We start from the raw sequence: 26,297 nt of genomic DNA on the forward strand, positions 1-26,297 counted from the left end.
CCACTATCGCGTTTCCAAGATACGGAATACATTTTCCGCTGTACTGCTGCCCCAGGGGGAGGACCCATGACAATCCATGCTTCCCTGCCGCGCCGTGCGGTCGCCGAGCTCGTCGGCACCGCCGGCCTCCTCGTGGTCGTGATCGGTTCCGGTATCCAAGCCGCCGGCGTCAGCCGCGACACCGGTGTCGCCCTCGTCGCCAACTCGCTCGCCTCGGCCATCGGCCTCGGACTGATCATCACCCTCTTCGGGCCGCTGTCCGGAGCCCACCTCAACCCGGTCGTCAGCCTCACCTCCTGGTGGGCGCGCCGGACCGGGGGCGAGGGGCTCGGCGGCCGGGAGGCCCTCGTCTACGCTGCCGCCCAGACCGCCGGCGCCATCGGCGGGGCCGTCCTCGCCGAGGTGATGTTCGGCCGCACCCCCGGCACCTTCTCCACGCAGGTCCGCGACGGCGGCCACCTGCTCGTCGGCGAGATCGTCGCCACCGCCGGGCTCGTCCTCGTCATCCAGGGCCTGGAGCGCATCGGGCGTCCGAAGCTGATCCCGGCCGCGGTCGCCGCGTACATCGCCTCCGCGATCTGGTTCACCTCGTCAGGCTCCTTCGCCAACCCGGCGGGCACCATCGGGCGCGCCTTCAGCGACTCCTTCACCGGGATCGCCCCGCAGTCACTGCCCGGATTCGTCGCGGCCCAGGTGGTCGGCGGCGTCCTCGGCCTGGCCCTCGCCGCACTCCTGTACGGGAGCACCCGCCGCGGTGTTCAGGAGGCGTCGGTCGGCACCGTCAGAGTCCCCGGCCCCGCCGGCGCCATCGGCGGCCCCAGCCCCGTGAACCCCGCGTACGAGACCATCGGTTGAGCCGCCCGCACGGGCTTCCACAGGGCTGTCCACAGAGTTGCCCACAGGAAACACCGACTTGTCCACAGCCGGTTGGGCGGGATTTGCGGTCAAACGAGTGGTCCGCCCTGTGGACTACCGACGGGGTGCCACCGGCCGTTACCCGCCGCCCCGGCGAGCCAGCTCGTTCATCGTGCGGGCCTGGAGCTCCCGCTCCGTCGCGGCCCGCACGAACTCCCCCACGTGCTCGGCGCCGACCAGCTCCTGCACCGCGCGTACGGTCTCCGCCGGCAGGGCCACCGGCGCGGGGCCCGAAGGCTGCGGGGAGCCGGTCGCCCCCAGATGGCGCTGCAGATGCCGGGTGGCGAACAGCCGCATCGCCCGAGCCAGCTCGGCGTCCACCGTCTGCTGGGCCAGGGGGCGCAGTCTCCGTACCATCGTCGCCGCCTCCGCCGCGTCCGCGTCCGTCGGCGGAACCTCCCCGAGGTAGCGGGCGAAGACGTGCTCGGTGGTGAACTCCAGGAACCGCGAGGCGATGTGCTCCACCTGTCCGCGCAGCTCCCGCAGGTGCCCGGTGATCGCCGACAGCGGCACCCCGGCCGCGTACAGCTCGGCGGCCACGGCGAGCTCCTGCGGGGAAGGAACCAGGAACTCGTCCGGGCGCCCCGGGATCGCCTCCAGCACCCCCAGCTCGCACGCCTCGCCCACCGCGTCGTCGTCGGGCCGGCCGCCGAACCGCTCGTTCAGCTCGGCCCGGTTGATCCGGGCGGCCTCCTCGTCTGTCCACGGTCCGTGCACCTCGGCGACGAGCCCCAGCACCCCGCCGAGCCCGCGGCCGGCGTCCCAGGCCTCCAGCAGCTCCTTGATGGAGGCCAGGGTGTAGCCGCGGTCCAGCAGATCGGCGATCTGGCGCAGCCGCGCCAGATGCGTGTCCCCGTAGACGTTGGAGCGGCCGCGCCGCTCCGGCTTCGGCAGCAGCCCACGGTCCTGGTACGCCCTGATCGTGCGCACCGTCGCCCCGCTGTGGTGTGCGAGATCCTCGATCCGGTACTCGGCCACCGCCTGTTCTGACAATCCCGGCTCCCTACGACATGGCGGCTCGGCCGACCGCGGACGCCGCGGCCCGGGCGGCAGGCGAAGCCGCAAGGTACTCGACCGCCCTGCGCAGCGAGCCCTCCTGCGAGGGATGGTACGACCGCCGGAAGAAGTGGGATATGGCCGTGCGCGGCTCGGTCGCGCTCACAGCCGTGGCTCCAGTTTCGCGAGCCGCCGCAGGGCGCCCGGCGCGAACCGGGACATCCACAGCGCGCCCTTGGACTCCGGGGTCACCGGCACCACGGCCTCGTTGCGCACCACGGCCCGCAGGATCGCCTCGGCGACCTTCTCCGGCGGGAAGTTGCGCAGTCCGTACAGCCGCGAGGAGCGCTCCTGGCGGCGCTTCTCCTCCGCCGCGTCCACCCCGGCGAAGCGCGAGGTGGCGGTGATGTTGGTGTTGACGATGCCGGGGCAGATCGCGGAGACCCCGATCGACTGCGGCGCGAGCTCGGCGCGCAGGCACTCGCTCAGCATCAGTACCGCGGCCTTCGAGGTGCTGTACGCGGGCAGCGTCCTGGACGGCAGGTAGGCGGCGGCTGAGGCGGTGTTGACGATGTGCCCGCCCTGGCCGCGCTCGGCCATCTGCCTGCCGAAGATCCGGCAGCCGTGGATGACACCCCACAGGTTGACGTCGAGGACCTTCTTCCAGTCCTCCGAGGTGGTGTCCAGGAAGGGCCCCGACAGGCCGATCCCGGCGTTGTTGACCAGGACGTCCACGATGCCGTACTCGGCGGCGGTCTTCGCCGCGAGCTTCTCCATCGCCTGCTCGTCGCTGACGTCGACGCACTCGCCCCAGGCCTCGGGGGCCCCGACAAGCCGTGCCATGTCTGCGGTGCGTGCCGCGCCCTCCGCGTCCCGGTCCACGCACACCACCCGGGCCCCGGCCTCGGCGAACGCGAACGCGGTGGCCCGGCCGATGCCGCTGGCGGCACCGGTGACCAGTACCAGCTGGCCGCCGAACCGGTCGGCGTGCTTGCCCGGAGCCTTCTGCTCCGGCACCCGGGTGGCGGGCTCCTCCCGTGCGGTGACGAACTCCGTGATCCACGCGGCCAGCTGGTCGGGCCGGGTCCGCGGCACCCAGTGCTTGGCGGGCAGGGTGCGCCGCACCAGGTCGGGGGCCCACAGCTCCAGGTCGTCGTAGAGCCGCTCGGAGAGGAAGGCGTCCGCGGTCGGGGTGATCAGCTGGACGGGTACGTGCGCGTACGCGTCGGGGCGCGGCCGGCGCAGCCGGGGCCGTACGTTGTCGCGGTAGAGCCAGGCTCCGTGGGCGGCGTCCGTGGGCAGCGAGGCCGTCGGGTAGGAGCCGGCCGGGACCTTCTCCACGCGCTCCAGCATCCGCGGCCACCGCTTGCCGAGCGGCCCGCGCCAGGCGAGCTCCGGCAGTACCGGGGTGTGCAGCATGTACACGTACCAGGACTTGGCGCCCTGGCCGAGGAGCTGCGCGGCCCGGCGCGGGGTGGGCCGGGTCATCCGCTTCTTGATCCAGTGCCCGAAGTGGTCCAGGGAGGGGCCCGACACCGAGGTGAAGGAGGCGATCCGGCCCTCCGTACGGGCGACCGTCGCGAACTCCCAGCCCTGTACGGAGCCCCAGTCGTGGCCGATCAGGTGCACCGGCCGGTCCGGACTGACCGCGGCCGCCACCGCCAGGAAGTCATCGGTCAGCTTCTCCAGGGTGAAGCCGCCGCGCAGGGGCACCGGCGCCGTGGAGCGCCCGTGGCCGCGTACGTCGTAGAGCACCACGTGGAAGCGTGCCGCCAGCCGCTCCGCGACCTCCGACCAGACCTCCTTGCTGTCCGGGTACCCGTGCACGAGCACCACGGTCGGCCGGTCCGCCTCGCCGAGCTCGACGACGCACAGCTCGATGCCGCCGGTGCTCACCCGGCGCTCGCGCGCCCCCGCGAGCCCCGACCCCTTGATCCCGTTCATGCCGCTCATGCTGCCTTCTCCTCGGCCCAGCGCCGCACGTGCGGCAGATCGTCGTCCAGCCAGAACGCGCTCTCCCCGGGATCCCGTGAGTCGGTGACGACCAGGATCTCCTCGAACTTCGCGCCGGTGCCCCGGAACCCCAGGTGCGGTTCCACCGCCCACAGCCCGGGCTGCGGCGGGTGGTCGGAGAAGCGGTACGGGCTCCACAGCGGGGACCAGCCCTCGCGGTGTCCGTGCAGGGCGTCGGAGGCCAGCCCCTTGAGGGCCTGGGTCCCGAAGCCGAAGGCGGTCGGGGACCAGCGCCGCTCCCTGACCCGGTCCACCTTGTGGGCGATCACGCCGAAGGGGTAGGCGCGGTGCCGGTTGGCGTACCCCTGCCGGATCATCAGCCGCTCGACGTTCTCGTAGATCTCGCGCAGCGGGCGGCGCTCGCGGACCTGCTCCAGGATCAGCTCGCGGTGCACCCGCAGGTCGGACATGAGCCGGTCCTGTACCGGGTTCAGCCCGAGGCTTCCCGAGTACCCGATGTCGGCCGCGTACCCCTTGTGCACGGGCGCCATGTCGAGGATGAACGGCATCCCCGGCTCCAGCTTCCGGTTCGTCGGGAAGAACTGGAGCGGGATCTTGAAGTTCGCGAAAGCGGTACGGTCCCCGAACCACGCGAACGGCAGGTGGAACCAGTCCCGCACCCCGCGCTCGCGCAGCCACTCGCGCTGCATCCGCGCCGCCTCGCGCTCGGTGACCCCCGGCCGCAGCTGCGCCGCGACGGTCTCCGCGCACTCGTACGAGAGGCGTTGCACTTCCCTGAACCCGCGCAGGTCCGACGAGAGTTGCGCGGTGCGTTGCCTGGTGTCCGCAGCCATGACAGCCGTCCGTCCGTAGAGCCGTACGCGCCCGTAACTTGACACTGATGAATGTGACAATGACCGGAGATCACGTCAAGGGTCGTGCACGGACCTGTGGACAACTTGTCCGATCCACCGCGTACGGTCCGCTTCGTCGGCCCCTTCGACCGGTCCGCATCAGCCTTTCGTCAGGGTGTGTAGTCCTGAAGGCGGAGACGGGATGACGCTCCAGGTCTGACGATCGGCGCGGTCCGCGCCACTAACGTCGAAGCCGTGACTGTCATCGCGACCGAAAGCCTGAGCAAGCGGTACCCCCGAGTGACCGCAATCGACCGGCTCTCCCTGGACATCGGGCCCGGAGTGACCGGCCTCGTGGGTGCCAACGGAGCCGGCAAGTCCACGCTGATCAAGATCCTGCTTGGACTGTCCCCCGCCACCGAGGGCCGCGCCGCCGTGCTCGGACTCGATGTCGCCACCCATGGCAGCGCCATCCGCGAGCGCGTCGGCTACATGCCCGAGCACGACTGCCTGCCGCCCGACGTCTCGGCCACCGAGTTCGTCGTGCACATGGCGCGCATGTCCGGACTCCCGCCGACCGCCGCCCGCGAGCGGACCGCCGACACCCTGCGCCACGTGGGCCTGTACGAGGAGCGCTACCGCCCCATCGGCGGCTACTCCACGGGCATGAAGCAGCGGGTCAAGCTGGCCCAGGCGCTCGTCCACGACCCCCAGCTGGTCCTGCTCGACGAGCCCACCAACGGCCTCGACCCCGTCGGCCGGGACGAGATGCTCGGCCTGATCCGCCGCGTCTACACCGACTTCGGCATCTCCGTCCTGGTCACCTCCCACCTCCTCGGCGAGCTGGAGCGGACCTGCGACCACGTCGTGGTCGTCGACGGCGGCAAGCTGCTGCGCTCCAGCTCCACCAGCGACTTCACGCAGATCACCACGACCCTCGCGGTCGAGGTCACCGACACGGACACCCACCCGGACGGCACCGCCGCCCTGCGCAAGGCGCTCGCCGAAGCGGGCCTGACCCTGCACGCGGGCGAGGAGCAGGGCCTGCCCGGAGCCGGCCACATCCTGCTCCTGGAAGCCACCGGCGAGGAGACCTACGACATCGTGCGCGACACCGTCGCCGACCTCGGCCTCGGCCTGGTCCGCATGGAACAGCGCCGCCACCACATCGCGGAGGTCTTCCGCGACAACGACCAGCAGCAGCTCGTCCGGAAGGGAGCCGGTTCCGATGGCGCCTGACACCTCGACCCAGATCCACAACATCGGCTACCGGTCCTACGAGGGAGCCCGGCTCGGCCGCGCCTACGCCCGCAAGTCGCTGTTCTCGCAGTCCCTGCGCGGTGCCTACGGACTCGGCCGGTCCGCCAAGTCCAAGGTCCTCCCGATGCTCCTCTTCGCGGTGATGTGCGTCCCGGCGCTGATCATCGTCGCGGTCGCCATCGCGGTGCCCGGCTCCACCAGCCTGCCGATCAAGTACACGACGTACGCCCTGACCACCCAGGTGATCATCGGCCTCTTCCTGGCCTCGCAGGCACCGCAGTCGGTCTCCCGGGACCTGCGCTTCAAGACGGTGCCGCTCTACTTCTCGCGGCCCATCGAGCGCGTCGACTACGTCCTCGCCAAGTTCGCGGCGATGGCCTCGGCGCTGTTCATCCTCACCGCCACCCCGTTGCTGATCATGTGGATCGGCTCGTTGCTGGCCAAATTCGACTTCGCGGACCAGACCAAGGGGTTCGCCCAGGGACTGGTCTCCGTGCTGCTGCTCTCGGTGCTGTTCGCCGGCCTCGGCCTGATCATGGCCGCGCTCACCCCGCGCCGCGGCTTCGGCGTGGCCGCCATCATCGCCTTGCTCCTGATCCCCTTCGGCGCGGTGAGCGCCGTCCAGGGCATCGCTTACAGCACCGGTTCGAACGGTGCCATCGAGTGGATGGGCCTGTTCTCCCCGATCACCCTGATCGACGGCGTGCAGACGGCCTTCCTCGGCGGCACCTCCGCGTTCCCCGGCGGAGAAGGCCCCTCGGCCGGCGTCGGCTTCGTCTACCTGCTCGTCGTCCTCGCCCTCATCGCCGGCTCCTACGCCGCCCTGATGGCCCGCTACCGGAAGGCCGGGCTGTGACCACCATCGACATCGACCACACCTCCCGCTGGTTCGGGAACGTCGTCGCCGTCAACGACGTGACCATGCACATCGGCCCCGGCGTCACCGGGCTGCTGGGACCCAACGGGGCGGGCAAGTCCACCCTCATCAACATGATGGGCGGCTTCCTCGCCCCCTCCACGGGCACCGTCACCCTCGACGGCGCGCCGATCTGGCAGAACGAGCAGGTCTACAAGCAGATCGGCGTCGTGCCCGAGCGCGAGGCCATGTACGACTTCCTCACCGGCCGGGAGTTCGTCGTCGCCAACGCCGAACTCCACGGACTCGACGACGCGGCCGCCCAGCGGGCGCTCGCCACCGTCGAGATGGAGTACGCCCAGGACCGCAAGATCTCGACGTACTCCAAGGGCATGCGGCAGCGCGTGAAGATGGCCTCGGCCCTCGTCCACGACCCGTCCGTGCTGCTCCTCGACGAGCCGTTCAACGGCATGGACCCGCGCCAGCGCATGCAGCTCATGGAGCTGCTGAGGCGTATGGGCGACGACGGCCGCACGGTGCTCTTCTCCTCCCACATCCTGGAGGAGGTCGAACAGCTCGCCTCGCACATCGAGGTGGTCGTCGCCGGTCGGCACGCCGCCTCCGGAGACTTCCGCAAGATCCGCCGCCTGATGACGGACCGCCCGCACCGGTACGTGGTCCGCTCCTCCGACGACCGGGCCCTCGCCGCGGCCCTGATCGCCGACCCCTCCACCGCGGGCATCGAGGTCGACCTCAAGGAAGGCGCCCTGCGCATCCAGGCCGTCGACTTCGGCCGCTTCACCGAGCTGTTGCCGCAGGTCGCCCGTGCGCACGGCATCCGGCTGCTGACGGTCTCGCCCTCCGACGAGTCCCTTGAGTCGGTCTTCTCCTACCTCGTCGCGGCCTGAAGGAGCTGGCATCCATGTACAACCCCACCGTCGCCCGGCTCACCTACCGCGCGCTGCTCGGCCGCCGCCGCGCTCTGATCCTCTGCGGACTGCCCCTCCTGCTGATCGTCATCTCCCTCGCCGTCCGCGCATTCACCGGCCTGGACGACAAAGAAGCCGCGGACCTGCTGGGCGGCTTCGCCCTCGCCACCATGGTTCCTCTGATCGGCGTCATCGCCGGCACCGGCGCCATCGGCCCCGAGATCGACGACGGCTCGATCGTCTACTTGCTCTCCAAGCCGGTGAAGCGCCCGACGATCATCATGACCAAGCTGATCGTCGCGATCGGCGTCACGATGGCCTTCTCCGCGATCCCGACCCTGATCGCCGGGTTCATCCTCAACGGCAATGGCCAGCAGATCGCCGTGGCGTACACCGTGGCGGCCCTCGTCGCGTCGATCGCCTACAGCGCCCTGTTCCTCCTGCTGGGCACCATCAGCCGGCACGCGGTCGTCTTCGGCCTGGTCTACGCCCTGATCTGGGAGTCGCTCTTCGGCAGTCTGGTCTCCGGCGCGAAGACCCTCAGCGTCCAGCAGTGGGCCCTGGCCCTCGCCGAGAAGGTCGCCGGCGAAGGCTACGTCGATGCCACCGTCGGCCTGCCCACCGCGGTGATCCTGCTGTGCGTGGTCACCGTGGGCGCCACCGTCTACGCCGGCCAGAAGCTGCGCCGCCTCACCCTGGCGGGCGAGGAGTAGGACCCCGCCGTACCGGCTTCACGCCCGGTGCCCCGCCCGGCCCACAGGCCGGGCGGGGCACCGTCGTACGGGGCAAAATCAGGGCATGGTCGAGCACCCCGAGCCCGAGCAGTCCAGGCCCGTACGGTCCTGGATACGCTCCTCGCCGGGTACGCACATATGGCTGCTGCTCCTGGCCGTCACGAGCATCATCGTCGTGATCGCGCCCGACCACCTTGAGCACGTCCTGCTGCACCGTCACAGCAGCAACATCCACGAACTCACCCGGCACCCCGTGCGGGCCTTGCTCTCCAGCGCCTTCTGGATCGAGGACCCGGCCTCGCTCGCCCTGTACGCCGTCCTCTTCGAGCTCTTCCACGCGCCCGTGGAGCGCTGGCTCGGCACACTGCGCTGGCTCGCCATCGTCGCGACCGCCCACATCACGGCCACCCTGGTCAGCCAGAAGGTGGTCCTGATGGCCATTCAGGACCACCGGGCGCCGCACAGCATGGTCCACGTCGTCGACGTCGGCGTCAGCTACGGTCTCGCGGCCTCGGTCGGGGTCCTCACGTACCGGCTCCCGAACCCGCTGCGCTGGCTCTACCTCGCCGGTGTCGTGGCCTTCTTCGGGCTGCCGCTCCTCACCGGGGGCACCTTCACCGACCTCGGGCACGCCATCTCGCTCTCCGTCGGCCTGCTCGCCTGGCCGCTCACCCGCCACCCGCACCCCAGGCATGTTTCACGTGAAACAGAGCACCAGGCCGACCACGGCTGACCCGCGGAAATTGACTGGTACGGGATCTGCGCCCCGGGCAGAGTGAGTCGTGCGGGGAGCAACAAAAAGGTCCGGAGCAGCCACTTCGAGCGCGCCTCACGGCGCGGGCTGTTCCGGACCTTCCCCGGCTTCCGGGCGGGCCGTCGTTTCCGGCGGGCCGTCAGGCGGCGCCCAGCAGTCGCTCCAGCACCACCGCGATGCCGTCCTCCTCGTGGGAGGTCGTCACCTCGTCGGCCACCGCCTTGAGCTCCGCGTGGGCATTGGCCATGGCCACACCGTGCGCCGCCCAGCCGAACATCGGGATGTCGTTGGGCATGTCGCCGAAGGCGATCGTCTCCGCCGGCTTCACACCCAGCCGGCGCGCGGCGAGCGAGAGGCCGGTGGCCTTCGTCAGCCCCAGCGGCAGGATCTCCACTATCCCCGGACCGGCCATGACGATGTCGACCAGGGATCCCACGATCTCCCGGGCCACCTTGACCAGCGCGTCGTCGCCGAGCTCCGGGTGCTGGATGTACAGCTTGTTCAGCGGAGCCGTCCACACCTCCGCGGTGTCCGCCAGATAGAGGGCCGGCAGGCCCTCCTGCACCTGGTAGCCGGGGCCGAACAGCACGTCGCCGTCCACCCCGTCCCGGCTCGCAGCGAGCGCCAGCGGACCCACCTCGGCCTCAAGCTTCGACAGCGCCAGACCGGCCAGCTGCCGGTCCAGCGTCACCGAGGTCAGCAGCCGGTGCGCCCCCGCGTCGTAGACCTGCGCGCCCTGCCCGCACACCGCGATCCCCTTGTAGCCGAGATCGTCCAGCACGCCCCGGGTCCAGGGCACGGCCCGGCCGGTGACGATGATGTGCGCCGCGCCCGCCGCGGTGGCCGCGGCGAGCGCTTCACGGGTGCGTTCCGAGACGGTGTCGTCGCCACGCAGCAGCGTGCCGTCGAGATCGGTCGCGACGAGCTTGTACGGGAACGGGGCCGGGCTCACTTGGCGATCGGCTCCAGGACCTCGCGGCCACCCAGGTACGGGCGGAGCGCCACCGGCACGCGGACGGAACCGTCGGCCTGCTGGTGGTTCTCCAGGATCGCCACGATCGTGCGCGGTACGGCGCACAGCGTGCCGTTCAGCGTCGAGAGCGGCGCGGTCTTCTTGCCGTCGCGGTAGCGGATCGACAGGCGGCGGGCCTGGAAGCCGTTGCAGTTCGAAGCCGAGGTCAGCTCGCGGTACTTGCCCTGCGTCGGGATCCACGCCTCGCAGTCGAACTTGCGCGAGGCGGAGGCCCCCAGGTCACCGGTGGCGACGTCGATCACCTGGAAGGGCAGCTCCAGGCTGGTCAGCCACTGCTTCTCCCACTCCAGGAGGCGCTGGTGCTCGGCCTCGGCGTCCTCCGGTGCGACGTACGAGAACATCTCGACCTTGTCGAACTGGTGGACGCGGAAGATGCCGCGGGTGTCCTTGCCGTACGTACCGGCCTCGCGGCGGAAGCACGGCGAGAAGCCGGCGTACCGCAGCGGCAGCTTGTCGGCGTCGATGATCTCGTCCATGTGGTACGCGGCGAGCGGGACCTCGGAGGTGCCGACCAGGTAGTAGTCGTCCTTCTCCAGGTGGTACACGTTCTCCGCGGCCTGGCCGAGGAAGCCGGTGCCCTCCATGGCGCGCGGACGGACCAGCGCCGGAGTGAGCATGGGGATGAAGCCGGCCTCGGTGGCCTGGGCGATCGCCGCGTTGACCAGGGCCAGCTCCAGCAGGGCGCCGACACCGGTCAGGTAGTAGAAGCGCGAGCCCGACACCTTGGCGCCGCGCTCGACGTCGATGGCGCCCAGCGACTCGCCGAGCTCCAGGTGGTCCTTGGGCTCGAAGCCCTCGGCGCCGAAGTCGCGGATCGTCCCGTGCGTCTCCAGGACGGTGAAGTCCTCCTCGCCGCCGACCGGGACGTCCTCGTGGACGATGTTGCCGAGCTGGAGCAGCAGCCGCTTGGCGGCCTCGTCGGCCTCGTTCTGCTCGGCCTCGGCGGCCTTGACGTCCGTCTTGAGCTGCTCGGCCTTCTTCAGCAGCTCTGCCCGCTCCTCAGGGGAGGCCTTGGGGATGAGCTTGCCGAGCGACTTCTGCTCATTGCGCAGTTCGTCGAAGCGCATGCCGGAGGACCTGCGGCGCTCGTCGGCGGAGAGCAGTGCGTCGACGAGGTCGACGTCCTCTCCACGGGCGCGCTGCGAGGCGCGGACACGGTCAGGGTCTTCACGGAGCAGCCGGAGGTCAATCACCCCTCCAGGCTACCGGGCTGGGCTTCCTGGGGTCACACCGATATCACGCTGCGTGTCACTATGTCCCGATTGTGGGGAATGGAAAACCCGGAACCCACTGGCTGGAAGTGCCCCTTGCCGGGTGGTCAAGAAAAGCGCCCCATTCCCTGAAAAGGGGCGCAAGGGCGGTATCCGGGCAGCCTCTGAGCAGGGCGGGAGAGTCTTCCTTGTCCACAGGAATTGCGCACGGCGGGGACTTGTCCACAGGCTGTGCGCCGTATCTGTGGACACGGAAACACATCAATCCCCATCCGCGGCCTGGCGGGACGATTCACAGTTCAAACCACCCTCACACACTCATTCGGGTGGGAATGGCTCGCTCCAAAGAGTTGATCGGCGATGCAGGGGTGACGCCGTTCACCTTCCGCTCCCCAGCGCGAAACCTGCGCCCCCCGACCGATTTGTCGACCTTGTCGCGTCGGGATGTCGACTAGTCCACAGGTCCCCATCTCTGCCTGTGGATAACTCTGTGGACAGTGGAGGAGGAACTACGCCCGGCCGTCGAGGCAGCGTGTCAGCCAGTCGGAAGCGGCCATGAAGTCACCGTCCGAGGTTCCGGGCCGCGGAGCGCGCGCGTCACCCTGAGCGACACCGGCGCGCGGATACGAGCCGAGGAAGCGGACCTGGGGGCAGGTGCGCTTGAGCCCCATGAGCGCCTCGCTGACCCGGCGGTCGGAGATGTGGCCCTCGGCGTCGACGGCGAAGCAGTAGTTGCCGATGCCTTCGCCCGTCGGTCGGGACTGGATCAGCATCAGGTTGACCCCGCGTACGGCGAACTCCTGGAGGAGCTCCAGCAGTGCACCGGGGTGGTCGTCGCCGAGCCACAGCACGACGGAGGTCTTGTCGGCGCCGGTCGGTGCGGCCGGCCGGGCGGGCCGCCCGACGAGCACGAACCGGGTCTCGGCGTTCTCCGCGTCGTGGATCTCGGTGACCAGCGGGACGAGACCGTACGTGGCGGCTGCGAACTCGCCCGCGAAGGCGGCGTCGAAGCGGCCCTCCTGGACCAGCCGGGCCCCGTCGGCGTTGGATGCGGCCGACTCCCACACCGCGTCGGGCAGGTTAGCCCGCAGCCAGTTGCGCACCTGGGGCTGGGCGACCGGGTGCCCGGTGACGGTCTTGACGTCCGACAGCTTGGTCCCGGGTCGCACCAGCAGCGCGAACGCGATGGGCAGCAGCACCTCGCGGTAGATCATCAGCGGTTCACCGGAGGCCAGCTCGTCCAGGGTGGAGGTGACTCCCCCCTCCACCGAGTTCTCGATCGGTACCAGGGCGGCCGCGGCCTCCCCGTTGCGTACGGCGTCCAGGGCGGCCGGGACCGACACCATCGGGACGAGCTCCCGGGTCGCGGCTTCCGGCAGTGTGCGGAGGGCGGCTTCGGTGAAGGTGCCCTCGGGACCGAGATAGGTGAAGCGGGTGGCCGACATGTGATCAGCCTAATGCCGGGGCCCCGACCGCCGGGCTGCTGTTCATCCTTCGAGCAGCCGCTGCCCCACGTACTCCCCGTCGCGGGGTCCGGGCGGGACCGCGTACAGCCCGCTGGACTCGTGCCGGATGAACGCCGACAGGGCGTCTCCCCGGTCCAGCTTGCGCTGGACGGGGACGAAGCCGCGCAGTGGATCGGCCTGCCAGCAGATGAAGAGGAGCCCCGCGTCCGGGGTGCCGTCGGCGGCGATCCCGTCGTGGAAGGAGAACGGGCGTCGGAGCATGGCGGCGCCACCGTTCTGCTCGGGGGCGGAGATCCGGGCGTGCGCGTTGGACGGGATGACGGGCCTGCCGTCGGGGCCGATCTTGTCGAGGGCCATCTTCGTGGTCTCGGTGCCGCCGGTGAGGGGCGCGCCGGTGGCCTTCGTACGGCCTATGACCTGCTCCTGCTGGGCCAGGGACTGCTTGTCCCAGTCGTCGAGGAGCATCCGGATGCGCCGTACGACGGCGTACGAGCCCCCGCCCATCCAGGCGTGCTCGGTGGGTCCGGGTCCGGCGGCGGGGACGAAGATCCGCTTGTCGAAGTCCGGCTGAGCGGGCTTCGGGTTGCCGGTGCCGTCGATCTGGCCCATGAGGTTGCGGGCGGTCATCGGTGCGGCGGTGGCGCCGGGGGACCGGTTGAAACCGTTCATCTGCCAGCGGACCCGGGCGGCCTCCCCGGCCTCTTTCTGGACGGCGCGCAGGGCGTGGAAGGCGACGAGCCCGTCGTCGGCGCCGATCTGGACCCACAGGTCGCCGTTGCTGCGCTGGGCGTCGAGCCGATCGGCGGAGAAGTCGGGCAGCGGGTCGAGTGCGGTGGGGCGGCGGGCGGCGAGCCCGGTGCGCTCGAAGAAGGAATGGCCGAACCCGAAGGTGATGGTGAGGGAGGACGGCCCGGCGTCGAGGGCGATCCCCGAGTCCGAGTCCGAGGCGGGCTTGCCCTCCATCAGCAGGCGGGCGGTGTCCGACCAGCGCCGCATCAGGGCGGCGGCCTCCTTGCGGCCGGCCCCGGGAGCCAGGTCGAAGGCGAGGACGTGGCCCTTGGCCTGCAGCGGGGTGGTGATGCCGGCCTGGTGCTCGCCGTGGAAGGCGACGTGTGTGGCGCCGAGGGAGGCGAGGCTCCCGGCGGGCCCGGAAGCGCCGGCCGGGGAGTCGCCGAATGCGGAGTGCACGAGGGCGCCGCCGGTGGCGCCGAGCGCGAGCCCGGCGGCCCCTGCGGCGCCGACGGTGCCCAGCAGTCGGCGCCGGGAGATCTCGATGTCGGGGTTGCTCTCGGTCACGCTGGTCAGCCGATCTTCACGTTCTTCTGCACGGTCGTCTGGTCGATGTCGGAGGTACGGACGGTCACGTCGATCCGCCATTCCCCGGCCAGCGGCAGCTGGACGCCGGACGCGCTCCAGTGTCCGGGGGCCGCCCGCTCCGGAAGGAGCGGCAGGGGGCCGATGTCCTTGGCGGGGAGGGTGAAGGCGACCTTGATCTCGGGGATGTCGAGCGGCTGCCCCTCGGGGTCGTCGACCCACACGTGGAGCGAGTTGGCGCCGACCCGGCCCGGGTCGACCTCGATCCGGACCGATCCCTTGCCGTTCTGGCCGCCGGTCTCGAACGGCAAGGTGACCTTGATGGCGCGGTTGGGGACGGCGGTGGACGCGGAGTCCCGCCCGCTCGCCTGCGCGGCGGTCCGGCCGGGTTCGGTGCTGGTGAGGACGGTGGTCACGGCGAGCAGGGCGATGGCGACCCCGGCCTCGGCGAGGACGGAGCGCCGCAGCCCCGCCCGGGCCGGATCGGCGTCGCGCACCTGCTTCTCACGCGCGCTCTCCCGGGCGGCTCGCTGCCGGGCGAGCTGGGCAGCCCGCTTGGGGTCTGCGGGGACGGTGACGGAGGCCGGCGATGTTTCACGTGAAACATCGCGTTGCCGTGCGATCTTGGCCGGCTTCCCGGCGGCGGCCTCGGTGAGTCGTGCGGTCCACGAGCGGGAGACGTAGGCGACGGCGACGAGGACGGCGACGAGCCCGACCTTCAGCAGCAGGAGCTGTCCGTAGCTGGTACCGGTGAGGGCCGACCAGCTGCCGACCTGGCGCCAGGACTGGTAGACGCCGGTGACGGCGAGGATCACGACACTGACGAACGCGACCCGCGAGAACCGCTGGACCGCCGCCCGCTCGATCCCGGGGACCTTGTGGAGGGCGACGAGCAGCGCAGTGAGTCCGCCGAGCCATGCGGTGACGGCCAGCAGGTGCAGGATGTCGACGGGCATGGCGATACCGGGCTGGATGCCGGTCGAGGCGTGCTCGGACAGGGCCCAGGTGGCGGCGATGCCGCCGGCCACGACGGTACCGCCGATGCCGAGGCCGAAGAGCAGGTCGTCGGCCTCCTTGTCCGCCCCGCCGCCCTTGTCCGCCCCACCGTCCTTCTCCGCGCCGCGGCCCTTCTCCTTGCCCGTCTGCTTGGCCGCTTCCCCGGCCTCGGCGGTCCGGCGGGCGTAGGCACCGAACAGCACGGCGATGAACAGCGCGGCGGCGCCAAGGAGCAGCAGCCGGGAGACGAGTGAGGCACCGGTCTTGGTCTCCAGGACCGCCTTCAGGCCGTCGAGGTCCAGCGCGTCGGCGAACTTCCCCGACCCCGTGTACGGGGTGCGGAGCACCAGCATCACGAGAGTGGCGGCGGTGAGCGTGACCCACGCGCGCACGATGAGCTTCTGCAGCGGGCGCTGCGCTGCGCCGCGCCGCCAGCACAGCAGGATGAAGGCCGCGCCGCCGACGAGGACGGTGAAACCGGCGTAGGCGGCGTAGCGCGCGATGTCGTACGCGATGCCGACCGGCCCGCCGCCCGCCTGCGCGGTGGGCAGGGCCACGCTGGTCGCCGAGGGGGCGCCGATGGAGAAGGTGAAGGCCCCGGAGACGGGGTGGCTGTCGGCGGAGACGGCCTGCCAGGCGACGGTGTAGGTGCCGTCAGGCAGTCCGGAGTGGAGCGCGGTTCCGTAGCGGACGGTGGTTCCGCTGCACATGTCGCGCAGCTCGCCGGTGTCCACCCGCCTGCCCTGCGGGTCCATGACGCGGATGGAGTCGTCGCCCATGGCGACCTGCTCCGAGAAGGAGAGGGTGACCTGGGCGGGGGCCGTGGCGACCACCGCCCCGTCCTTGGGGTCGCTCGCGGTGAGTGCGGCGTGTGCCGAGGCCGTGCCGGCCGCGGTGAACAGGGCCGCCAGCAGGGCCGCGAGGACCAGCACGAGCCGCGGCAGGAGTGCCGGGGCCCGGACGCGGGCCGGGGAGGGGGCGATGGCCGTCATGGCGTGTCAGTACCTCGGTCCGTCAGTGGGCGCTGGTGTTCTGGGCGTTGTACGTCCGCTCCTTGACGTCCAGCTCGACCTTGACCGGGTCGGCCTTCTCGAAGCGCAGCTCGACGGTGACCTTGTCGCCGACCTTCGGCGTGCTCTTCAGCCCCATCAGCATGACGTGGCTGCCGCCGCGCTCCAGCCGGAGCTCACCGTTGGCAGGCACGTCCATGGCCGCGACCTGCTGCATCTTCTGATCCTTGGTCTCATGGATCTGAAGATCGTCGGAGATCGGGCTGGTGACGGCCGTGAGCTTGTCGGCCGTCTTGGACTCGTTCTTGATGACCATGAACGCGCCGGCCATCTTGTCGTTCACCGGCTCCGGCATGAAGGCGCCGCTGACCGCCATCTTCGGCTTGTCGGCGCCGGCCTTGGCGTCGGAGTCCGAGGAGCAGCCGGATATGGCGAGGACTGCCGTCAGGGAGAGGGCGGCGGCGAGGGTGCGGGTGGTGCGGGCGTTCACGGGTTCTCTCCCTTGAGGATCTTCGGCAGGTCCTTGGTGTAGTCGTCGACGGTGGTGCCCTCGCCGTAGAGGAGGTATCCCTCGTCGTTCTTGGGCGAGAACGCGATGACCTGGACACCGTGCATGGAGATGACCTTGCCGTCGGCCAGCTTCGTTGGTGCCTCGATACCGATGCCGAGCTTGCGCGCGGCGGCCTGGATGGTGGCGAAGTCTCCGGTCAGTCCGGTGAAGGCCGGGTCCTGGGCCTTGAGCCACGCGCCGAGGGAGTCGGGAGTGTCCCGTTCGGGGTCGGTGGTGACGAACACGACCTGGAGCTTGTCCTGGTCGCCCTGGGGCAGTGCCTTCTTGGCGACGGCGATGTTGCTCATCGTCAGCGGGCACACGTCGGGGCAGTTGGTGTAGCCGAAGTAGATGAGCGTCGGCTTGCCCTTGGTCTGCTCGCGCAGGTTCCACGGCTTGCCGGTGGTGTCCGTCAGGACCAGCTCGGGCTTGTCGAAGGGGCGGTCGAGGACCGTGGCCTTGCCGGCCTTGGCCTGGCCGGTGAGCGAGGTGACCGCGTCGGTCTTGGGGGTCTCACCGCCGCAGGCGGTGAGGGTGAGCGCGGCCGCCACCACGAGGGCGGCGACCGTCACACGAGTGGTGCGCATGGAGAGATGTCCCTGGGATCGGGGATGTGGTGCGGGCGGGCCGGCCTCGAAGGAGGGCAGGCCGCGCGCACGTTCTGGACAAGGGGGTACGGCCTGCGGCCGCGCCGGGTCAGGAGGCGCGGCGGCGCGAGGCGACACCGAAGGCGACACCGCCGAGGCCGATGACGATGCCCGCGATGCCGAGGGCGCGCGCGGTCGTGTCGGAGGCGCTCTTGGCGGCCTCGTCGTGGCCCGTGTCGTCCTTCGCCGCGGCGGCGTTCTTGTCGTCGTGGTGGTCGTCGGCGGCCTTGGCTGCGGTCAGCTTCAGGACCGGAGCCGGGTTCTGCGGCTCCGCCGCGCCCGCCTTGGTCTCCTCGATCCAGCGGACGACCTCGTTGTTGTCGTACGTCTGGATCGCCTTGAAGACCATCTGGTCGGCGCTGTCGGGCAGCTTGCCGACGGAGACCGGGAACTGCTGGAACTTGCCGGGCTCGATCTTGCCGCCGCTCCAGGTCACCTTGGTGACGACCTCGTTGACCTGCTTGCCGTGCACGGTCAGCGGCTTGTCGAGCTTGGTCTTCTCGACGGCGGAGGTCCAGCCGGGGATCTCCTGCGGCATGACGGACGTCAGCGGCTGGTCGACGGGGAAGTTGACTTCCAGCTGCGTGGTCGAGGCGTTGTCGCGCTCGTTGGGAACCTTGAAGTTGAGCGTCGCGTAACCACCCTTGGCGGCTTCGCCGATCGGCTGCACGCTGACGTGCGCGAAGGCGGTGCCGGACAGGACGAGGACGGCGCCGGCGGCAACGGCGGCGGCGAAGGAGACGCGAGAGGTCTTCATGGCAGAAACACTCCACAGAGGCAGGGGTGACGGCGGTTCCGCGCACGGGTGCGCACGGAGTTCGCGGCACCGGTGCTTCCGCCGGGTGCTCCGGGGAGGGTGCCGCGTCAGGCTGCGAGGACGAGCGCAGTGCGGGGCGGCCCGCGCCTGATCACCGTGTGCTGGAGTGCCTCCCGGCCGGTGTGCGCGGCGGGTTCGGCAGCGGTACGGACGACCCGCGGGCCGCCGGAGGGCGTACCCGCGAGCCCGGCGCCGAGGGCCCGTACGAAGGCCAGCGCGGCGCGCAGCGGACGTACCGGATCGGCTTCGGCGGAGCTGCGGGACAGTTCCACGAGCCGGAACAGGGCGGCGTCGCCGCGCCCCAGCAGCCAGCCCGCGGCCAGCGCGGCCAGCAGGTGCCCGATGAGCATGCCGGTGCTGAACAGGCCGGTGGCGGGCGCCGCGGCGGCCTGTGCGAGGTGCGCGTGGCCGGCATGGACCGGTGCCGCTCCCTGCGCCGCGGCCTGGGCGGCCATGGCGGCCGGATCCAGTCCGGCGGTCTCCAGGATCTGCCGGGCGTCGGCCGGGCTGAGGGGGACGGAGTTGCCCCCGCAGACCAGCCGGGCGGCGAGTTCCGCGAGCGAGGTGTCCGCGGGGACGGGTGCCTGGGCCGCGGCGGCGCTGTGCTGGCCGAGGCCGAACACCGTGTGCAGGCCGAGCTGTCCGAAGGCGAGCCCGGCGGCGATGCCGGGCAGCGAGCGCCGGCGGCCCGCCAGCGGGGCGGCGACCGCGAACACGCCGAGGAAGGCGATGACGAGGGCCCACCAGGGCACCGCGGCACAGGACGCCAGGGCGTGCCCGGCCGCGGACAGCACGACGCAGACCGCGGTGAACACCGCGGCCCGGATCAGCCGGAGTCCGGCTCCGGCGGGCGTCGCGTGGGGGACAGTCATGGCCGGGCCATCATCGCACTGCCCTCACACCGTCCATACGGCAGGTCCGGAAGGTCGTGAGTGCCCCTGTACGCGGGCTTCACCTCCGGTGTCCCCGCCGGGGGCGGAGGCTCGTACGCCGCCGCATACACGGCTGCTTCGGAGTGCCGCATCGGCCGAATGAGGGTTGCGGCGGCCGCCGGGGGCTTACGCCCCGCCGTGGGCGGCAATACGTAACCGTATGAGCATCTGGTGGTCTCTCCACTTGAGGCGCGAAGCCGCGAGCGTGCCGCTCGCCAGGCGGTTGCTGCTGGGGACGATGGAGACCGCGGGGGTGGACCCGGACATCTCCTTCGATCTCTCGGTGGCACTGAGCGAGGCATGCGCGAACGCGGTGGAGCACGGCGGTCCGGCGGCCGAAGCCGGTGCCGGCGTGGAATCCGTCCCGGAGGCGTGCGCGGCGTACCGCGTCACGGCGTACCTGGACGGGGACTGCTGCCGCATCGAGGTGACCGATTCGGGCCCCGGTTTTCCTGCGGCGACGGTCTCGGGGCGCAGACCCCCGCCGGCCGGCCCCTCCGCACGGTCGGATAACGAGCACGGCCGGGGCCTGTGGCTGATCGCGGAGCTCGCCGACCACGTCAGATTCCGCAACCGGCCGGGCCAGGGCGCGGTGGTCAGCTTCGACAAGATCCTGAAGTGGCGTGAGGGAGCGCTGCTGAAGGTGTCGTAGCGGCGGAAGGGCTCCCGGATACGCCGATGGACGGGACTCGCGTACGAGATCCCGCCCATCGGAGGCGAACCCAGGACCGGCCGCAGAGCCGGTCGCAGAACCGGCCGGAAGCCGGTCGGGTCCCGGCCGCAGGACCGGCAGGCGTCAGCCCTTGAGACGCGCCATCCAGGCCTCGACATCGGCCGACGCACGGGGCAGCCCGGCCGACAGGTTCCGGTTGCCGTCCTCGGTGACCAGGATGTCGTCCTCGATCCGGACGCCGATGCCCCGGTACTCCTCGGGCACGGTCAGGTCGTCGGCCTGGAAGTAGAGGCCGGGCTCGACGGTGAGGCACATGCCCGGCTCCAGCGTGCCGTCCACGTACGCCTCGGTGCGCGCGGCGGCGCAGTCGTGGACGTCCATGCCGAGCATGTGGCCGGTGCCGTGCAGGGTCCAGCGGCGCTGCAGGCCGAGCTCCAGGACGCGCTCGACCGGGCCCTCCAGCAGGCCCCACTCCACGAGCTTCTCGGCGAGCACGTGCTGCGAGGCGTCGTGGAAGTCGCGGAACTTGGCACCCGGCTTGACGGCGGCGATGCCGGCTTCCTGGGACGCATAGACCGCGTCGTAGATCTTGCGCTGGATGTCGGTGTACGTGCCGTTGATCGGCAGCGTGCGCGTGACGTCGGCGGTGTAGAGGGAGTGGGTCTCCACGCCGGCGTCGAGCAGCAGCAGGTCGCCCGAGCGGACGTCGCCGTCGTTGCGGACCCAGTGCAGGGTGCAGGCGTGGGGGCCGGCGGCGCAGATCGAGCCGTAGCCGACGTCGTTGCCCTCGACGCGGGCGCGCAGGAAGAAGGTGCCCTCGATGTAGCGCTCGGACGTGGCCTCGGCCTTGTCCAAGACCTTCACGACGTCCTCGAAGCCGCGGACGGTGGAGTCGACGGCCTTCTGGAGCTCGCCGATCTCGAACTCGTCCTTCACGGCGCGGGCCTCGGAGAGGTAGACGCGCAGCTCCTCGTCGCGCTCCTTGGTGACCTTGTCGGTCAGGGCGGTCTCGATGAGGGAGTCGTGGCCGCGGACGTTCCGGACCGGGCCCTCGGCCTCGGCCAGTTCGTCGGCGAGCTTGCGCACGTCCTTGGCCGGGATGCCCAGCAGCTGCTCGGCCTCGGCGAGGGAGTGGCGGCGGCCGACCCACAGCTCGCCCTGGCCGGACAGCCAGAACTCGCCGTTCTCGCGGTCGGAGCGGGGCAGCAGGTAGACGGTGGCGGTGTGGCCGGTCTCGCCCGAGGGCTCCAGGACCAGCACGCCGTTCTCGGTCTGGTCGCCGGTCAGGTACGCGTACTCGGTCGAGGCGCGGAAGGGGTACTCGGTGTCGTTCGAGCGCGTCTTGAGGCGGCCCGCGGGCACGACCAGGCGCTCGCCGGGGAAGCGCGCGGACAGGGCGGCGCGGCGGGCGGCGGTGTGCGCGGCCTGGGCGATCGGCTCCAGCCCGTGCAGCTCGGTGTCGGCCCAGCCCGTGCGCATGTTCTCCGCGAGTTCGTCGCTGACGCCCGGGTACAGCCCGTTCTTGCGCTGCTTGTGCTTCTTCTGGGGCTGCTCTTCTTCCGGGGTCTCCGGGGTGAGCTCGTCAGCCACGTCTTCTCCTCAGCTACGACACGTACGACAGCTACTACAGGACCGGGTAGGACCGCATCCATCGTATGTGCGAGGGGAAGACGCCCGGCGGCGGGTGTGATGAATCAGTCAAAACGGGCAGCGAGTAGAACGATGTCCTCCACCCCGTCCCCCGTGGCGGCCATCGCGGCGGTGGTGGCGGAGGCGGCGGAAGCCGCCGGGGCGGGGACCGGGCCGACCGGCGCGACCGCGGGGTCGTCGGCGGGCAGCACCGCCCGCAAGATGTGGTCGCAGAGGGCCGCCGGGTCGTCCCGGATGCCCCGCGGGACCCCCGCGGCGGCGGCGTGCAGCCGTGCGTAGGCCCGGTCCATGGGGTCGCCGGTCCGCCGCAGCAGCCCGTCGGTGTACAGCAGCACCGTTTCTCCAGGTGCGGGTTCGATCTCCACGCTCGGCGCCTCCCAGCACGACAGCATCCCGAGCGGCGCGGAGAGCGTGGTCTCCACGTACTCCGTGCGGTGCTCGCCGATGAGCAGCGGCGGGGTGTGTCCGGCCCCGGCCAGGACGATCTTCCTTCCCTGGCCGTCCGGGGACCCGGCGGGCTCGCAGTAGGCGAAGAGCGCCGTCGCGCAGCGCGCGGGCTCGGTCAGGCGCAGCAGCAGCTCCAGGTCGGACAGGACCGCCACGGGGTCCTCCCCCTCCATGACGGCGTACGCGCGCAGCGAGGCCCGCAGCCTTCCCATCGCGGCGACGGCGCTGGGGCCCGCGCCCGTGACGGAGCCGACGGCCAGCCCCAGGGCGCCCTCCGGCAGCGGCAGCGCGTCGTACCAGTCGCCGCCGCCGCGCGGTCCGGTGTGGTGGCGGGCGGCGAGCTGGACCCCGGGGATCCGGGGGAGCCGGCTGGGCAGCAGCTCCTCGGCGACCGTGGCCAGGCGGCTGCGGGAGCGTTCCACCTCCACCATCCGGGCCAGGTGCTCGGAGGCGTGCCGGACGTAGAGCCCCGCGAGATCGCGCTGGCGTTCGCTCGGCTCGGCCTGCTCGTCGTAGAGCCAGACGGCCGCGCCGAGCCGGCCGGTGGCCTCGGCGGCCAGCGGCAGCGCGTAGCTCGCGGCGTAGCCGAGCCTGGCTGCGACCTCGCGGTGGCGGGGGTCGATCGGGGTGCCGTACCCGCCCGAGCCGGGGGCGGCGTCGGGTTCGGGTTCGGGCAGTACCTCGGAGCCGCCCCGGGCGTCGGGGAGTCCGTCGAGGATCCGGCCGTACGAGGTCGCGGCGCGCGGGATGGTCTCGATGTGCCCGAGGTCCGCGCGGCCGAGACCGAGGCCGATGGTGGTCGTCGGGCCGAGGCCGTCGGAGGGCTCCATGACGATCAGGCCGCGGCGGGCGCCGACGAGGACGGCTCCGGCGCGCAGGAACTCCTGGAGGGAGGAGTCGAGATCACAGGCGCGGGCGAGGCGTTCGGTGAGCTCGTGGAGGGTGGTCAGGTCGGAGACCATCCCCGCCAGCCGGTCCTGGATCACGGTGCTCGGTCCGGGGACCGCTGCCGCAGCCGGAGCGGGGGCGGTTCGGGCGGGCGTGGGCGCCGCAGTCTGCGGGACTGCGGTAACTGCTGAATCGATTCCAGCCACTTTCGGCAGATGCGGGGCGCTCATGGCGTCCGCCTTTCCACCTGGTGCGATTCGCCATATAGCATCGCAAACCCCCAGATCGTGCTGCGCCGCCATCAATGAATCCACATCTACACGCACACGAGGATCGATGTCCAGCATTGCCCAGGTGGGAATCCTGGTGTCCGTGGGACGGCAACTCACTGTCCAGCCAAGGCTAGAACTTGGCTGGAAAAAGCTGGAAGCGGACGGTTTTTGCGATCGACTGGTCAGGCGCCGCAGTGGCTCCGGGTACCTAATCGGTGGTGCCCGGGGAGAGTTGGCGCAGCCCGGCGGTCGCCGGGAACCGCCCGGCGCGGTCCGTCGTCCTTAGCGGCGGCAGCCGGTCTCGGCATCGGCGCGGGTCGCGTTCCGCCCCCGCCAGACGTTTCATGGACCCGTAAGAAAACTGCACGAACCGTGTGAACCTGCTTCAAGGCGGACAGTGACGCGAAACGTGTACGTGTGGTGAAACACCGGTTACATGGTGTGATGTGGCCCTCGGCGTTCAACGGAAAGGAACGAGCGCTCATGCGCGAGATCCTCGGAAGGCGTCTCCAGCGGCTCCGCAATCGCTTGAAAACCCTCCGCCCCGCCCCCGGGCAGAGCGGTGATCCGGCCCTCCTCCTCGACGCGGCGCTCACCTGCGCCACCGCCTGGCAGTGGCCGGTGCTGCCCGGCGTCGGCCGTTCCGGCGCCGACAGCAACCGGTGCGCCTGCCCCGACCCCGACTGCGTCGTCCCCGGCGCGCACCCCTTCGACCCCGGGCTGCTCGCGGCCACCACCGACCCCCGGATGGTGGCCTGGTGGTGGACCAACCGGCCGACCGCTCCCGTGCTGCTGGCCACCGGCGGATCCGCGCCCTGTGCCGTGAGCCTGCCGGCCAACGCGGCCGCGCGTGCCGTCGTACGGCTGGACGCGCAGGGCATGCGGCTCGGTCCGATCGTGGCCACGCCCACCCGTTGGGCGCTGCTGGTCGCGCCCTACTCGCTGGAGCGGCTCGGCGAACTCCTGTACGCCAAGGACCACGTGCCCTCGGCGCTGCGCTTCCACGGCGAGGGCGGCTACCTGCTGCTCCCGCCCTCCCCCGCCTCCGGCGGCGGGCAGGTGCGGTGGGAGCGCGACCCCGCGGACACCGGCGGCCTGTGGCTGCCGGAGGTCGAGGCCGTCGTGCACGCGCTGGTCGAGGCGAGCAGCGGAGCCTCGGGCGGCGGCAGCCGGCTCGCGTACTGATCCGGTGCTCCAGCGCTCGCCGATCACTCGTACGGGTGCCAGCGCGACGAGTTTCCAAGGGAATTGGGCGCGGGGATCTCCGTGCCCCATTCCCGGATCGCTATCTTCGCCGAATGAATCTCCGCTTGATCGGTATCAGCGCCGGTGTGCTGATCATCTTGTCGCTCCCGCTGGCAGGAGCGATCGCCGGACCGGATTTCGCCGGTCAGGACGACGGAAAAGGCGGCGGGCTGCTCTCCTCGCTCGGACTGGCCGGTCCGCAGGGCGGATCGCGTACGTCGACACCCGCCGCCGGATCCGCGCGGCAGGCCGATCCACCACGGGCCGGGGAGCCGCAGCGGGGGCATCCGGGGCAGCCGCATGCGCGGCCGCCGCAGCCGGGCCCGTCCGAGCAGCCCCGTACGGATTCCCGGTGCGGCCCCGAACTCTCCTCCCCGCAGGGCCTGGAGGCGCAGACCTGCATCCTGGCGGGCGAGGGCCGGACCTGGGGGCGCAGCTACTACCGCAACACCAGCGGGCGCGCACTGGACGCCGTTCTGACGGTGATGGGGCCGGCGGGGCACACGGTGCAGATCCGCTGCGCGGTGGGGGCAGCCGACGAGCCGGGGCTGTGCGAGACGCCGCGTGAGCACTCGGCGGGGGCGCCGGACGCCTACTCGGCAGTTGCGGAGTTTGCAGTTCCGGATGATGAAGGGCAGCTGCTGCTGAGGTCCGGGAGCAACTCACCGGCACCGGCCGACGGTTGAGCGGCGGCGAAAATGTAAGGGCCCGGTCGCTGGCGACGGGGGATGCACCAGCGACCGGGCTACAAGAACGGTAACAAGAGATCGCCTGTTCGCAAATTCGATCTCTGATATTCAGACACCGATTTGCAGGCGATTAGCGGGAGTTGTGACCCCAGTCACCGGTCCTGCGGGTGCTCGGCGGTCAGCTGAGCGTGACCTGGCGGTTGGTCAGTCCGCCGCGCGCCCGGCGCTCCTCCGCGGTCAGCGGGGCGTCCGCGGCCAGGGCCGTGGCCAGCCGCTCCGCGAACTCCGCAGCGGGCTTCTCCACGTCGTCGGCGGTGACTCCGGTGGGCAGGTCCCAGACGGGGACCATCAGGCCGTGCGCCCGGAACGAACCGACCAGTCGGGTGCCTTCGCCGAGCGAGGAGGTGCCCGCGGCGTGCAGCCGCGCGAGGGCGTCGAGCAGCTTCTCCTCGGGGTGCGGCATGACCCAGCGCAGGTGGTTCTTGTCCGGGGTCTCGCACCAGTAGGCCGCGTCCACACCGGCCAGCTTGACGGTGGGGATGGCGGCGGCGTTGGCGCGCTCAAGGGAGGCGGCGATCTCCGGGGAGGCGTTCTGGGCGCTCTCCGCATCCGGAATCCAGAATTCGAACCCGCTGTGCACAACCGGCTCGAAAACGCCGTCCGTGTCCAGGAGATCCTGAAGTCGCGGACCCTCGGCGGGAACGCGGCGGGCCGCGACCGGGGTGCCCGGTTCCGCGACGAGCGCGCGCTCCAGCGTGTCGGCCATGTCGCGGGCGAGGTCCCCGGTGGTCGAGTCGTTCTGGAGGCCGAGCAGGACGGACCCGTCCTCGCGGCGCAGCGCCGGCCAGGCCATCGGCAGTACGGTCACCAGCGTGACGGACGGTACGCCCTCGGGCAGTCCGCCCTTGAGCGTGAGCGGGATGGTCGCCGCGGGTACGAGCTCGCGCAGCGCCACCCAGTCGCACTCGCCGGGCAGGCCCTCGAAGGGGCGCGCCACGTGCTCGGTGACGGCGTGTGCGGCGGCTGCGCCGTGGCAGGCCTTGTAACGGCGCCCGGATCCGCAGGGGCAGGGCTCGCGTGCGCCCACCACCGGGATCTCCCCGTTCTTGAGCTGCGGCTTTGCAGTCTTCGCTGCGGGGCGCTTCTTGGCCATCGTGGGTGTCTCCCGGTTGCGGCGGTACGGCGTTGTGTCTGGGCGCGAGCCTA

24 protein-coding genes and 1 pseudogene are annotated in these 26,297 nt (G+C 71.2%); 9 read left to right on the plus strand and 16 right to left on the minus strand.

What is annotated here, in order from left to right:
* The first annotated feature begins 66 nt into the window (after positions 1-66).
* Positions 67-855, plus strand: a complete 789-nt coding sequence (locus ACIBAD_RS23585; protein ID WP_398908260.1) for an aquaporin — start codon at positions 67-69, stop codon at positions 853-855.
* A 138-nt stretch (positions 856-993) separates the two neighbouring features.
* On the opposite strand, the gene ACIBAD_RS23590 is transcribed toward ACIBAD_RS23585, so the two are convergent.
* From ACIBAD_RS23590 to ACIBAD_RS23605, 4 genes and pseudogenes are all read right to left on the minus strand, one after another.
* On the minus strand, positions 994-1,908 hold the full coding sequence (locus tag ACIBAD_RS23590; RefSeq protein WP_134072943.1) for a MerR family transcriptional regulator: 915 nt from the start codon (positions 1,906-1,908) through the stop codon (positions 994-996).
* Between the two features lie 10 nt (positions 1,909-1,918).
* Positions 1,919-2,044: pseudogene (locus ACIBAD_RS23595) on the minus strand (metal-dependent hydrolase); the annotation flags it as partial.
* A 29-nt stretch (positions 2,045-2,073) separates the two neighbouring features.
* Positions 2,074-3,864 (minus strand): SDR family oxidoreductase, encoded by a 1,791-nt coding sequence (locus ACIBAD_RS23600; RefSeq protein WP_398908261.1) that lies wholly within the window; start codon positions 3,862-3,864, stop codon positions 2,074-2,076.
* Complete coding sequence (locus ACIBAD_RS23605; protein WP_134072945.1) at positions 3,861-4,718, minus strand: M24 family metallopeptidase; 858 nt, start codon at positions 4,716-4,718, stop codon at positions 3,861-3,863. The genes ACIBAD_RS23600 and ACIBAD_RS23605 overlap by 4 nt, the downstream gene beginning before the upstream one ends.
* A 255-nt stretch (positions 4,719-4,973) precedes the next feature.
* Between ACIBAD_RS23605 and ACIBAD_RS23610 the strand changes: the two genes are divergently transcribed.
* The 5 genes from ACIBAD_RS23610 to ACIBAD_RS23630 all read left to right on the plus strand — a co-directional run bounded on the left by ACIBAD_RS23610 (position 4,974) and on the right by ACIBAD_RS23630 (position 9,230).
* Positions 4,974-5,957: an ABC transporter ATP-binding protein gene (locus ACIBAD_RS23610; RefSeq protein ID WP_134072947.1), complete on the plus strand. Its 984-nt coding sequence runs from the start codon at positions 4,974-4,976 to the stop codon at positions 5,955-5,957.
* On the plus strand, positions 5,947-6,834 hold the full coding sequence (locus tag ACIBAD_RS23615; protein WP_134072949.1) for an ABC transporter permease subunit: 888 nt from the start codon (positions 5,947-5,949) through the stop codon (positions 6,832-6,834). The genes ACIBAD_RS23610 and ACIBAD_RS23615 overlap by 11 nt, the downstream gene beginning before the upstream one ends.
* The gene (locus tag ACIBAD_RS23620; RefSeq protein WP_134072951.1) at positions 6,831-7,742 is read left to right on the plus strand and encodes an ABC transporter ATP-binding protein; all 912 of its coding nucleotides are present in this window, start codon (positions 6,831-6,833) and stop codon (positions 7,740-7,742) included. Before ACIBAD_RS23615 ends, ACIBAD_RS23620 begins: the two co-directional genes overlap by 4 nt.
* Before the next feature lie 14 nt (positions 7,743-7,756).
* Positions 7,757-8,476 carry an ABC transporter permease gene (locus ACIBAD_RS23625; RefSeq protein ID WP_053687891.1) on the plus strand — a complete coding sequence of 240 codons (720 nt, stop codon included), beginning with the start codon at positions 7,757-7,759 and terminating at the stop codon, positions 8,474-8,476.
* A gap of 85 nt (positions 8,477-8,561) precedes the next feature.
* Positions 8,562-9,230 carry a rhomboid-like protein gene (locus tag ACIBAD_RS23630; RefSeq protein WP_134072953.1) on the plus strand — a complete coding sequence of 223 codons (669 nt, stop codon included), beginning with the start codon at positions 8,562-8,564 and terminating at the stop codon, positions 9,228-9,230.
* Positions 9,231-9,390: 160 nt separating this feature from the next.
* Here ACIBAD_RS23630 and ACIBAD_RS23635 read toward each other — a convergent pair whose 3' ends face one another.
* From ACIBAD_RS23635 to ACIBAD_RS23675, 9 genes are all read right to left on the minus strand, one after another.
* Complete coding sequence (locus ACIBAD_RS23635) at positions 9,391-10,203, minus strand: HAD family hydrolase (protein ID WP_134072955.1); 813 nt, start codon at positions 10,201-10,203, stop codon at positions 9,391-9,393.
* Positions 10,200-11,477 carry a serine--tRNA ligase gene (gene serS / locus ACIBAD_RS23640; RefSeq protein WP_053687894.1) on the minus strand — a complete coding sequence of 426 codons (1,278 nt, stop codon included), beginning with the start codon at positions 11,475-11,477 and terminating at the stop codon, positions 10,200-10,202. Before serS ends, ACIBAD_RS23635 begins: the two co-directional genes overlap by 4 nt.
* 527 nt (positions 11,478-12,004) lie before the next feature.
* Positions 12,005-12,940 (minus strand): prephenate dehydratase, encoded by a 936-nt coding sequence (gene pheA, locus ACIBAD_RS23645; RefSeq protein WP_134072958.1) that lies wholly within the window; start codon positions 12,938-12,940, stop codon positions 12,005-12,007.
* A gap of 42 nt (positions 12,941-12,982) precedes the next feature.
* Complete coding sequence (efeB, locus tag ACIBAD_RS23650) at positions 12,983-14,266, minus strand: iron uptake transporter deferrochelatase/peroxidase subunit (RefSeq protein ID WP_398908354.1); 1,284 nt, start codon at positions 14,264-14,266, stop codon at positions 12,983-12,985.
* Entirely contained in the window at positions 14,263-16,263 is a 2,001-nt protein-coding gene (locus ACIBAD_RS23655; RefSeq protein WP_398908262.1) for a copper resistance CopC/CopD family protein, read from the minus strand. The genes efeB and ACIBAD_RS23655 overlap by 4 nt, the downstream gene beginning before the upstream one ends.
* A 22-nt stretch (positions 16,264-16,285) precedes the next feature.
* Positions 16,286-16,771 carry a copper chaperone PCu(A)C gene (locus ACIBAD_RS23660; RefSeq protein WP_134072964.1) on the minus strand — a complete coding sequence of 162 codons (486 nt, stop codon included), beginning with the start codon at positions 16,769-16,771 and terminating at the stop codon, positions 16,286-16,288.
* Positions 16,768-17,418 carry an SCO family protein gene (locus ACIBAD_RS23665; protein ID WP_398908264.1) on the minus strand — a complete coding sequence of 217 codons (651 nt, stop codon included), beginning with the start codon at positions 17,416-17,418 and terminating at the stop codon, positions 16,768-16,770. The genes ACIBAD_RS23660 and ACIBAD_RS23665 overlap by 4 nt, the downstream gene beginning before the upstream one ends.
* A 109-nt stretch (positions 17,419-17,527) precedes the next feature.
* Positions 17,528-18,235, minus strand: coding sequence for a YcnI family protein (locus ACIBAD_RS23670; RefSeq protein WP_398908265.1), 708 nt, complete (start codon positions 18,233-18,235; stop codon positions 17,528-17,530).
* A gap of 107 nt (positions 18,236-18,342) precedes the next feature.
* The gene (locus ACIBAD_RS23675; protein WP_398908266.1) at positions 18,343-19,167 is read right to left on the minus strand and encodes a hypothetical protein; all 825 of its coding nucleotides are present in this window, start codon (positions 19,165-19,167) and stop codon (positions 18,343-18,345) included.
* Between the two features lie 220 nt (positions 19,168-19,387).
* Here ACIBAD_RS23675 and ACIBAD_RS23680 point away from each other — a divergent pair, with 220 nt between their 5' ends.
* Positions 19,388-19,879: an ATP-binding protein gene (locus tag ACIBAD_RS23680; RefSeq protein ID WP_134072972.1), complete on the plus strand. Its 492-nt coding sequence runs from the start codon at positions 19,388-19,390 to the stop codon at positions 19,877-19,879.
* A gap of 144 nt (positions 19,880-20,023) precedes the next feature.
* Here ACIBAD_RS23680 and ACIBAD_RS23685 read toward each other — a convergent pair whose 3' ends face one another.
* Both ACIBAD_RS23685 and ACIBAD_RS23690 read right to left on the minus strand, forming a co-directional pair.
* Positions 20,024-21,490, minus strand: a complete 1,467-nt coding sequence (locus ACIBAD_RS23685; protein ID WP_134072974.1) for an aminopeptidase P family protein — start codon at positions 21,488-21,490, stop codon at positions 20,024-20,026.
* A gap of 104 nt (positions 21,491-21,594) precedes the next feature.
* Positions 21,595-23,232: a PP2C family protein-serine/threonine phosphatase gene (locus ACIBAD_RS23690; RefSeq protein WP_398908267.1), complete on the minus strand. Its 1,638-nt coding sequence runs from the start codon at positions 23,230-23,232 to the stop codon at positions 21,595-21,597.
* Positions 23,233-23,640: 408 nt separating this feature from the next.
* Here ACIBAD_RS23690 and ACIBAD_RS23695 point away from each other — a divergent pair, with 408 nt between their 5' ends.
* Complete coding sequence (locus tag ACIBAD_RS23695) at positions 23,641-24,342, plus strand: bifunctional DNA primase/polymerase (protein WP_134072976.1); 702 nt, start codon at positions 23,641-23,643, stop codon at positions 24,340-24,342.
* A 113-nt stretch (positions 24,343-24,455) separates the two neighbouring features.
* Complete coding sequence (locus tag ACIBAD_RS23700) at positions 24,456-25,088, plus strand: hypothetical protein (RefSeq protein ID WP_134072978.1); 633 nt, start codon at positions 24,456-24,458, stop codon at positions 25,086-25,088.
* A 181-nt stretch (positions 25,089-25,269) separates the two neighbouring features.
* Here ACIBAD_RS23700 and ACIBAD_RS23705 read toward each other — a convergent pair whose 3' ends face one another.
* Positions 25,270-26,244, minus strand: a complete 975-nt coding sequence (locus ACIBAD_RS23705) for a DUF5926 family protein (protein ID WP_030153314.1) — start codon at positions 26,242-26,244, stop codon at positions 25,270-25,272.
* Positions 26,245-26,297 lie beyond the last annotated feature (53 nt).

It is taken from the genome of Streptomyces sp. NPDC051109 (genome assembly GCF_044455885.1).
Lineage (GTDB): Bacteria > Actinomycetota > Actinomycetes > Streptomycetales > Streptomycetaceae > Streptomyces.